The 9960-nt window shown below is 72.4% G+C and carries 5 protein-coding genes; all 5 read left to right on the top strand.

Features of this window, described 5'->3' with window-relative positions; all coding sequences use genetic code 11:
• Positions 1-2 precede the first annotated feature (2 nt).
• Positions 3-2033 (top strand): NADH-quinone oxidoreductase subunit L, encoded by a 2031-nt coding sequence (gene nuoL / locus ACFVN3_RS02815; RefSeq protein ID WP_378230353.1) that lies wholly within the window; start codon positions 3-5, stop codon positions 2031-2033.
• Positions 2034-2046: 13 nt separating this feature from the next.
• Positions 2047-3717: an NADH-quinone oxidoreductase subunit M gene (locus ACFVN3_RS02810; RefSeq protein WP_378230351.1), complete on the top strand. Its 1671-nt coding sequence runs from the start codon at positions 2047-2049 to the stop codon at positions 3715-3717.
• Positions 3714-5498 carry an NADH-quinone oxidoreductase subunit NuoN gene (gene nuoN, locus ACFVN3_RS02805; RefSeq protein WP_378230349.1) on the top strand — a complete coding sequence of 595 codons (1785 nt, stop codon included), beginning with the start codon at positions 3714-3716 and terminating at the stop codon, positions 5496-5498. The genes ACFVN3_RS02810 and nuoN overlap by 4 nt, the downstream gene beginning before the upstream one ends.
• A gap of 65 nt (positions 5499-5563) precedes the next feature.
• Positions 5564-6568 (top strand): polyprenyl synthetase family protein, encoded by a 1005-nt coding sequence (locus ACFVN3_RS02800; RefSeq protein WP_378231352.1) that lies wholly within the window; start codon positions 5564-5566, stop codon positions 6566-6568.
• 358 nt (positions 6569-6926) lie between these two features.
• Positions 6927-9960 (top strand): Ig-like domain-containing protein (locus ACFVN3_RS02795; RefSeq protein ID WP_378230347.1); only part of this gene is annotated, 3034 nt, incomplete at its 3' end.

Below are 9960 nucleotides of genomic sequence, written 5' to 3'. Positions count from 1 at the left end.
CGATGACGACGCTCCTTCCCGCCCTGCCCACGGCGAGCGGACTGCTGGCCGCGACCGACGTCGTGCCCGCGTCCGAGACCGTGCCGGGCGCGTTCCTCGCGGCACCGTTCCTGGTGCTGCTCCCGCTCCTCGGGGCGGCCGTCCTCCTCCTCGCCGGACGCCGCAGCGACCGCTGGGGCGCGTGGTTCGGCGTCCTCATGTCTGCCGCGGCGTTCGTCGTGGGTTTGGTCCTCTTCCTCGCGATGCTCGGCCTGCCCGTCGACGAGCGGGTCGTGGACTACCGGCTCTTCGACTGGATCGTGTCCGGCGGTCTCGACCTCGCCGTCGGGCTGCGGATCGACCCGCTGTCCCTGACGTTCGTGCTCCTCGTGACGTTCGTCGGCACGCTCATCCACGTCTACGCGGTCGCCTACATGGCGCACGACCGCGACCGGCGCCGGTTCTTCGCCTACCTGAACCTGTTCATCGCGGCGATGCTCGTGCTCGTCCTCGCCGACTCGTTCCTCCTGCTGTTCGTCGGCTGGGAGGGCGTGGGCCTGGCGTCGTACCTGCTCATCGGGTTCTGGAACCACAACCGCGCGTACGCGGTCGCGGCCAAGAAGGCGTTCGTCATGAACCGCGTGGGCGACATCGGCCTGATCGTCGCGCTCATGCTCATGTTCGCGACGTTCGGCGCGGTCGACTTCACGACGGTGTTCGCGCAGGCGCCCGAGGCGTCGACCGCGCTGCTCACCGCCACGAGCATCGCGCTCCTGCTCGCCGCGTGCGGCAAGTCGGCGCAGTTCCCGCTCCAGGCCTGGCTCGGGGACGCGATGGCCGGCCCGACGCCGGTCTCCGCCCTCATCCACGCGGCCACCATGGTCACGGCGGGGGTCTACCTCGTCGTGCGGTCGGCCCCGATCTTCGAGGGCGCGCCCACCGCGCAGCTCGTCGTCGTGATCGTCGGCGCGGTGACGCTCCTGTTCGGGGCGATCGTCGGCTGCGCCAAGGACGACATCAAGAAGGCGCTCGCGGCGTCGACCATGTCCCAGATCGGGTACATGATCCTGGCCGCCGGGCTCGGGCCGATCGGGTACGCGTTCGCGATCTTCCACCTGGTGACGCACGGCTTCTTCAAGGCCGGGATGTTCCTCGGCGCGGGGTCGGTCATGCACGGCATGGACGACCAGGTCGACATGCGCCGGTTCGGCGGGCTCGCGCGGTACATGAAGGTCACCTGGATCACGTTCATGATGGGCTGGCTCGCGATCCTCGGCATCCCGCCGTTCTCCGGCTTCTGGAGCAAGGACAAGATCATCGAGGCCGCGTTCGTCCCCGTCGACGGCGAGCCGTGGCGGGCGTGGGTGTTCGGCGGCGTCGCGCTGCTCGGCGCCGGGATCACGGCGTTCTACATGTCGCGCCTGTTCTTCATGACGTTCTCCGGGCGCCGCCGCTGGAACGACGGCAGCGGCTCCGCCGACGGGCTCGGCCCGCAGGACGGCCCGGTCCAGCACCCGCACGAGTCCCCGCGCCTCATGACGTGGCCGATGATCGTCCTCGCGGTCGGGTCGGTCGCGCTGGGCGGCATCCTCGCCGCGGGCTCGCGGTTCGTGACGTGGCTCGAGCCGGTCACCGGGCACGCGGAGCACCACGAGCCGGTCCTCCCGGTGTGGTCGCTCATCACCTTGACGCTCCTGCTCGTCCTCGCCGGCGCGGCGCTCGCGTGGCGCCAGTACGCGATGTCGAGCGTCCCGGTCCGTGCGCCGCGAGGCACCGTGCTCACGCGTGCCGCCCGGCGCGACCTGTACCAGGACGACGTCAACGAGGCCGTGTTCATGCGGCCCGGCCAGTACCTCACGCGCTCGCTCGTCTACGCCGACAAGGAGATGGTCGACGGCGGCTGGATGGGCCTCGCCGGCCTGATCGGCCGGATCGGGGAGTGGCTGCGCGGGTGGCAGAACGGCTACGTGCGCTCGTACGGCGCGACGATGCTCGGCGGCCTCGTGGTGATCGTCGCCGTCGTCCTCGCCCTGACCACCGGCTCCGCGAGCTGAGAGGGAGACACACATGACTACCTCCGTCCCCTGGCTGTCCCTGCTCGTCGCCTGGCCCCTGGTGGGGGCCGCAGCGGTGTGGCTCACGGCAGCGGCCCGCACGCGCGGCGTCGGCGCGGGAGCGCTGCGCACCGTGCGCGGTATCGCCCTCGGCGCCGCGCTCGTCGAGCTGGGTCTGCTCGTCGGCGCCTTCACCGCGTTCGACACGTCCGCCGCCGGCACGCACCAGCTCGCCGAGACGTACCCCTGGATCCCGCAGATCGGCGCGAGCTATGCGGTGGGCGCCGACGGCGTCGCGCTCGCGCTCGTCGCGCTGTCCGTCCTGCTGGTCCCGCTCGTCGTGCTCGCCGCGTGGAAGGAGCAGGACGGCGACGTGCGCCGCCTGCGGCACTACCTCGCGCTCGTGCTGCTGCTCGAGGCGTTCATGGTCGCGGTGTTCGTCGCGCGCGACGTGTTCCTCTTCTACGTGCTGTTCGAGGCGATGCTCATCCCGGTCTACTTCATGATCGGCGGGTTCGGCGTCGGGGCGCGGCGGCGGTACGCCGCGGTGAAGTTCCTGATGTTCTCGCTCGCGGGTGGCCTCATCATGCTCGCGGCCGTCATCGCGCTCTACGTGCAGGTGCCGATCGACCCGGCCACGGGCGCGCGCCCCGAGGACGCGTTCCTCACGTCGAACCTCGTGGGGTACTTCGCCGAGAACCCGATGCCGGTCACGACCGAGCGGCTGCTCTTCCTCGGGTTCTTCCTCGCGTTCGCGATCAAGGCGCCGCTCTTCCCCGTCCACACCTGGCTGCCCGACGCGGCGCAGCACGCGCCCGCGGGCACCTCCACGCTCCTCGTGGGCGTGCTGGACAAGGTCGGCACGTTCGGGATGCTCACGCTGTGCCTCCCGCTCTTCCCGCACGCGAGCGCGTGGGCGGCCCCGGTCGTGATCGTCCTGGCCGTCGTCTCGATCCTCTACGGCGCGCTCATGGCGATCGGGCAGAGCGACCTCATGCGCCTCATCGCCTACACGTCGGTGTCCCACTTCGGGTTCATCGTGCTCGGCATCTTCGCGTTCACGTCGCTCAGCGTGTCCGGGTCGTCGCTGTACATGGTCAACCACGGCATCTCGACCGGTGCGCTGTTCCTCCTGGCGGGCTTCCTCATCGCCCGGCACCCGGAGCGCTCGCAGCGCATCGCGGACTACGGCGGCCTCCAGAAGGTCGTCCCCGTGCTCGCGGGGACGTTCCTCGTGGCCGGCCTCTCCGCGCTGTCGCTGCCCGGCCTGTCGACGTTCGTCAGCGAGATCATGGTGCTCGTCGGCACGTTCGCGCGCAGCCCCTGGGCCGCGCTCGTCGCGGTGCTCGGCGTCGTGCTCGCCGCGCTCTACGTGCTGCTGACCTACCAGCGGATCTTCACGGGCGGCACCCGCGAGGGGCTCGACCAGCTCCCGGACCTCGGCGCGCGCGAGAAGTGGGTCGTCGCACCGCTGATCACGGTCCTGCTCGTCCTCGGCTTCTACCCGGCCCCCGCGCTCGACCTCGTGCGCGAGCCCGCGGAGGTCACCCTGTCCGACCTCGCGGTCGCCGGCGTCGAGGACCCGCCGCGCTCCGACCCGTTCGCCGAGGGGACCGAGCTGGTCGCCTTCGAGAGCCAGGGGTCGTCCCTCACCCGTAGCACCGACGAAGGGAGCGAGTCGTGAACGACTCCTTCGTGGCCCCCACGGTCGACTGGCTCTACCTCGCCCCGATCCTCGTCGTGCTGGGTGCCGGCGTCGTCGGTGTGCTGATCGAGGCGTTCGTCCCGGCGCGCGTACGGCGCACGACGCAGGTCGTCCTGGCGCTGCTCGCGACCGCGGCGGCGTTCGCGCTCGTCGTCGTGCTGTGGCGCGACCCCACCGTGCAGGGCGCCGACGGTGCGCCGTACGGGGTGCGGGTGCTCGGCGGGTCGATGGTGATCGACCCGTTCGGGCTCGCGATCCAGGGGATCGTCGTCCTGCTCGCGTTCCTGGCGATCCTCGTCATCGCCGACAAGACCTCGACCGGGCAGGACGCGTTCGCACCGTCCGCGGCGGCCGTCCCCGGGTCGCCGTACGAGGACCTCACGCGGCGCAAGGGCCTCGAGCAGACCGAGGTCTACCCGCTCGTGCTCTTCGCCGTCGGCGGCATGATGATCTTCCCCGCCACGGGCAACCTCCTCGTGATGTTCGTCGCGCTCGAGGTGCTCTCGCTCCCGCTGTACGTGCTCTCGGCGATGGCGCGTCGGCGTCGCCTCCTGTCGCAGGAGGCGTCGTTCAAGTACTTCCTCCTCGGGGCGTTCGCGTCCGCGCTGTTCGTGTTCGGCGTCGCGCTCGTCTACGGGTTCGCCGGCTCGGTCGACCTCGTCGAGGTGTACCAGTCGCTCGCGACGCCCGAGGGCCCGCTCGCGACCATGCCCGGCCTCGTCGTCGTCGGCGTCCTGCTCATCCTCGCGGGCCTGCTGTTCAAGATCGGTGCGGCGCCGTTCCACGCCTGGACGCCCGACGTCTACCAGGGGGCCCCGACGCCCGTCACCGGGTTCATGGCCGCGTGCACCAAGGCGGCGGCGTTCGGCGCTCTGCTGCGCGTCCTGTACGTCGTGAGCCTCGGGCTCGCGCAGTCGTCCCTCGCCACGCGCGAGGACCTGTTCGTGGCGCTGTGGATCGTCACGCTGCTCACGATGGTGGTCGGGACCGTCGTCGGTGCCGTGCAGACCGACGTCAAGCGCCTGCTCGCCTACTCCTCGATCGCGCACGCGGGCTTCATCCTCGTGGGCGTCGTCGGGTTCTCGCAGCTCTCGCTGCGTGCCACCGTCTTCTACCTGCTCGTCTACGGACTCGCGACGGTCGGCGCGTTCGCCGTCGTCACGCTGGTGCGCGAGACCGCCCCGGTGCGCGAGCGCGTGCCCGCGGCGGTGGGTGCAGGGGCGGCAGGGACCGACGCGACGGGCGACGCCGGCGACAACGTGACGGACGGGGCGACGGAGCAGCCGGTCGCCGTCCTCGGCGAGGCGACGCACCTCGCCCAGTGGGCGGGGCTCGGACGCCGGAGCCCGTGGCTCGCCGGCGTGTTCTCCCTCTTCCTCCTCTCCATGGCGGGCATCCCGCTCACGGCGGGCTTCGTGGCGAAGTTCACCGCGTTCGGCGCGGCCGTCGCCGGGCCTGACGGCCAGGGCGGGGGCTCGACGTGGGTGCTCGCCGTGGTCGGCGTCCTCGCGTCGGCCGTCGCGGTGTTCTTCTACGTCCGCATCATCGTGCTGATGTTCTTCACCGCGCCCTCCGGGGGGCCCGCGGACGGGGCGGACGACGACCGCGCCGCGGTCGAGGGGCCGGGCGTGACCGTCGTCCGGTCGACGGGCCCCACGACGATCGCGATCGCCGTGTGCGCGCTCGGCGTGCTCGTTCTCGGTGTGTTCCCGTCCCCGGTTCTCGATCTGGCGGCCGAGGCGGTTAAGTTCGTCCCGTGACCTCTGTGCCTTCCGTGCCGCCCGCGCCCGCCGGGCCCCGCGGCCCGCGTGAGCGGACCGCGCCCGTGACGACCACCGCGATCCCGATCTCGGACCCCGAGCTCGCGGCCGCCCTCACCGAGCGGCTCGCCGGCGTCGAGGCTCGGCTGCGCGACGCCGTCGCGCACGCCGACCCGCTCGCCGACACCGCGTCCCGCCATCTCGTCAACGCGGGGGGCAAGCGGCTGCGGCCGCTGCTCACCCTGCTCGCCGCGGAGCTCGGGGACGGGACGCGCCCGGAGGTCGTGGAGTCCGCGGTCGTCGTCGAGCTCACGCACCTCGCGTCGCTGTACCACGACGACGTCATGGACTCCGCCCCGGTGCGCCGCGGGGCTCCGTCCGCGCACGCCGTGTGGGGGAACTCCGTCGCCATCATGGTCGGCGACCTGCTCTTCGCGCGTGCCGCGTCGACCGTCGCGGCGCTCGGGCCGGAGGCCGTCCTGATCCAGGCGAAGACGTTCGAGCGGCTGTGCCTGGGACAGCTCCACGAGACGATCGGTCCGGGGGAGGGCGACGACCCCGTCGAGCACTATCTCGAGGTGCTCGCCGACAAGACGGCCTCGCTCCTGTCGACGTCCGCGCGGCTCGGCGCCATGTTCGCGGGGTGCCCGACCGCCGTCGTCGACACGGTCGCCGCGTACGGGGAGAAGCTCGGGGTCGCGTTCCAGCTCGCCGACGACGTGCTCGACCTCGCATCCTCGGGCGACGAGTCCGGCAAGACACCGGGCACGGACCTGCGCGAGAAGGTGCCGACCATGCCGGTCCTGCTGCTCCGTGCCCGCATCGCGAACGGGACCGCGAGCGAGGCAGACGCCGGGCTCGTCGAGCTCCTCGACTCCGACCTGACGGACGACGCCGCGCTCGCCGCGGCCGTGGCCGCGCTGCGCCGCCACGAGGTGCTCGGGGAGACGCGGACGCTGGCGGTGCGCTGGGCCCGCTCCGCCGTGGAGGAGCTCGACGCGCTCCCCGCGGGCCCGGTCACCGACGCGCTGCGCTCCTTCGCGGAGGCGCTCGCCGACCGCGCCGCCTGACGGTCTCGCGCAGGGGTGATCTTTCGTCCGGTGGCCGGCCGCCCGGTACGTCGGCACCGCCGGGCCGCATCGTTGCCTCCGTCACCGGGTTGACCTGCCGCGACGTCGCGCCGCCCCGCCGCGGTGGCCGCTGCGAGGCGACGTCGCGCGCGGGAGGGTGGGGAGTGCTCCCCATGGAACGGGTGTCGGATTTCACCCTGTCGCCCGCTATCCTCGAGTGCGCGATCGGTGGGGCCGCCTGGAAAGTGCGAGATCGAGGGGGCTGGAGAAGGGGACCGATCGTCTCCCGATCCAACTCCTCGGAGGACCTGTGGGTTTCCTGGCGCGTCTGCACGAGCACCGCCGCACCGTCGCGTCGGTGACGACCGTGTCGGTGTTCTCGACGGCGTTGGTGGGGCTGGCGTTCCTGTACGAGGGCGAGGCCACGGCGGACGTGGACCTGAACGACTCGGGCGTGTGGGTGACGAAGACGTCGGCCGGGCTGCTGGGTCGGTTCAACTCTGCCTCGCAGGCGATGGACGGGACGTTGAACGCGGGCAGCGCGTCGTTCGACGTGCAGCAGGACGCAGGGCGGGTGCTCCTCGAGGACTCCGGCACCGGGACGGCGTCGCCGGTGAGCGTCGCGCACCTCAAGCTGGACGGGCAGCTCCGCCTGCCGCCCGACGCCCGGGTGGCCTCCGGAGGAGCGACGACGGCGATCCTCGACGGCGAGGAGGGTCGGCTGTGGGTGCTCCCGTTCGACGGCGTCGCGTCGTTCGACGCGGAGGAGCTCGAGCCCACGGTCGAGGTGGACGGCGGGGGTGACGTCGTCGTCGCGCAGGACGGGACGGTCTTCGCAGCGATCCCCTCGACGGGGACGCTGTGGACGGTGGCGACCACGTCCAGGGGCACCGTGGAGGGCGAGGCCTCGTCGTCCGCCCTGCCGGTGGGCAAGGGCGCGGAGGTCGAGGTGACCGCGGTGGGTGACGAGCCGGTGGTGCTCGACCGGTCCGCGTCGCACCTGGTCCTGCCGGGCGGGAAGACGGTCGCCCTGGAGGACGGCGCGGAGGCGCGCCTGCAGCAGCCGTCGGCCGGTTCGCAGAACGTCATCGTGGCGACGACCACGGGTCTGGTGACGCAGCCGCTGAAGGGCGGCGACGCCCTGCGCCGGTCGGCCGAGGGACGTCCGGGTGCGCCGGTGCAGCTCGGCGCGTGCACGTACGGGGCGTGGGCCTCGACGGGTCAGGTGATCCGTGACTGCGAGGGCACCGACCGCGACCTGGACACCCGCCTGGAGGGGATCGATCCGCAGGCGCGTCTGGAGTACCGGGTGAACCGGCACGTGATCGTGCTCAATGACCTCGCGGCGGGGACGTTGTGGATGGCGGCGGACGAGTACCAGAAGGTCGATGACTGGGACGTCCAGATGCCGGAGGAGGCCGAGGGCGAGGAGTCCGACGCCGAGCTGACGAACCCGGAGCAGGTGGACCAGTTCATCGCGGACCGGACCCAGCCGAACAAGCCCCCGCAGCCCAAGGACGACTCGTTCGGGGTGCGCCCCGGGCGCACGACGATCCTGCCGGTGCTGGGCAACGACGTCGACCCCGACGGGGACGTCATGACGGCGTCCGTCGCGGGTGACGGCCCGGACGGGATCACGGTGCAACAGATCATGGGCGGCGCGGCCGTGCAGGCCGTGGTGCCGGACGGTGCGACCGGTACGGAGTCGTTCCGGTACTCCGTCTCGGACGGGCGCGGGGGCGTCGCCGAGGCCGGGGTGACGCTGAAGGTGTCGCCGTGGGGGGAGAACGCGGCGCAGGAGCAGACGGGTGACCCGGTGCTGCGGGTCGGGCAGGGCGGTCGGGCCACGATCAAGGTGCTGCCGTACTTCAAGGACCCGGACGGGGACGACCTGTACCTCGCCTCCGCGGCCGCGACCGTGGCCGGGGACGACGTGCGCTCGCGCCCGGACGGGACCGTGGAGTTCCGCGACGGCGGCGGGTCCACCGGCCGCAAGATCGTCACGGTGACCGTCGCGGACGGGCAGGGCGGGGTGTTCGAGGGCAAGCTCCTGGTCGACGTGGTTCCCGGGCCGCAGCCGCCGGTCGCGGTGAACGACCACGTGGTGGTCCCGGCGGGTCAGCCGGTGACGGTCGAGCCCCTGCGCAACGACTCCGACCCCAACGACGACGAGCTGCGCCTCGTGTCGGTCTCGGAGTCCGCGCCGGCCCAGATCACCACGAATCCCGATGCCGGCACGTTCACCTTCCTGTCGATGGAGCCGCGGTCGTACGACCTGACGTACCAGGTGACGGACGGGCCTAACGTGACGACGGGCCTGGTGCGCGTGGACGTGCTGCCGCCGTCGGAGGCCGCGGGTGCCCCGATCGTGGTGACCGACACCGCCCTGCTGCCCGCGGGCGGGTCGACGCTGGTCGACGTGCTGGCCAACGACACCGACCCCGCCGGCGGCGTCCTCGTCGTGCAGTCCGTACGCGTGCCCGCCGACGCGGGCGTCTCCGTCGCCGTGCTCGCGCACCAGATGCTGCGCATCACCGAGCTGCGCCGGCTCGACGGTCCGGTCACCGTCACGTACACCGTGTCGAACGGCACGGAGTCGGCCACCGGCGAGGTGCGGGTGGTGCCCGTGCCGGCGCCGACGCGGTTGCAGCCGCCGCAGGCGGCGGCGGACGAGGTCACGGTGCACGCCGGGGACGTGGTGACGATCCCGGTGCTGAAGAACGACACCCACCCCGACGGGCTGGAGCTGTTCTTGCAGCCCGAGCTCGAGCAGGACGTGGACCCGGCGCTGGGTGAGGCGTTCGTCTCGGAGGACACGCTGCGGTTCAAGGCCGGTCCCGAGGCCGGGACCGCGTACGCGATCTACCGGGTGCGCGACGTCAACGGGCAGGAGGACTCCGCCCAGGTCACGATCCGCATCCGCGACGGCGAGGACAACGCACCCCCGCAACCGCGCGAGATCGACGCCCGTGTCCTGTCGGGCTCGAGCGTGCGCGTGGACGTCCCGCTGGACGGGATCGACCCCGACGGCGACTCCGTCCAGGTCTCCGGCGTGGCGTCTCCTCCCTCGAAGGGCACGGCACAGGTCGAGGCGGGCTCCCTCGTCTACACCGCGTCCAAGAACGCGAGCGGGCTCGACGTCTTCACGTACACCGTGCTCGACGCCCGCGGCGCGACGGCGACCGGCACCGTGCGCGTGGGGATCGCACGTCCGGGCGAAACCAACCAGCCGCCGGTGGCGGTGGACGACGAGATCACGGTGCGCCCGGGGCGCACGGTCTCGGTCGCGGCCCTGGTCAACGACACCGACCCCGACGGCGACCAGGTCGGCCTGGTCCCCGGCGGGATCGAGGACACCCACGGCCTGGACGCCGAGGTCGTGGTCGACCGCA

It is taken from the genome of Cellulosimicrobium sp. NPDC057862 (genome assembly GCF_042797035.1).
Classification (GTDB): Bacteria; Actinomycetota; Actinomycetes; order Actinomycetales; family Cellulomonadaceae; genus Cellulosimicrobium.
Note: the sequence above shows the minus strand (reverse complement) of the source record. Positions and strands in the feature narration are given on the sequence as shown.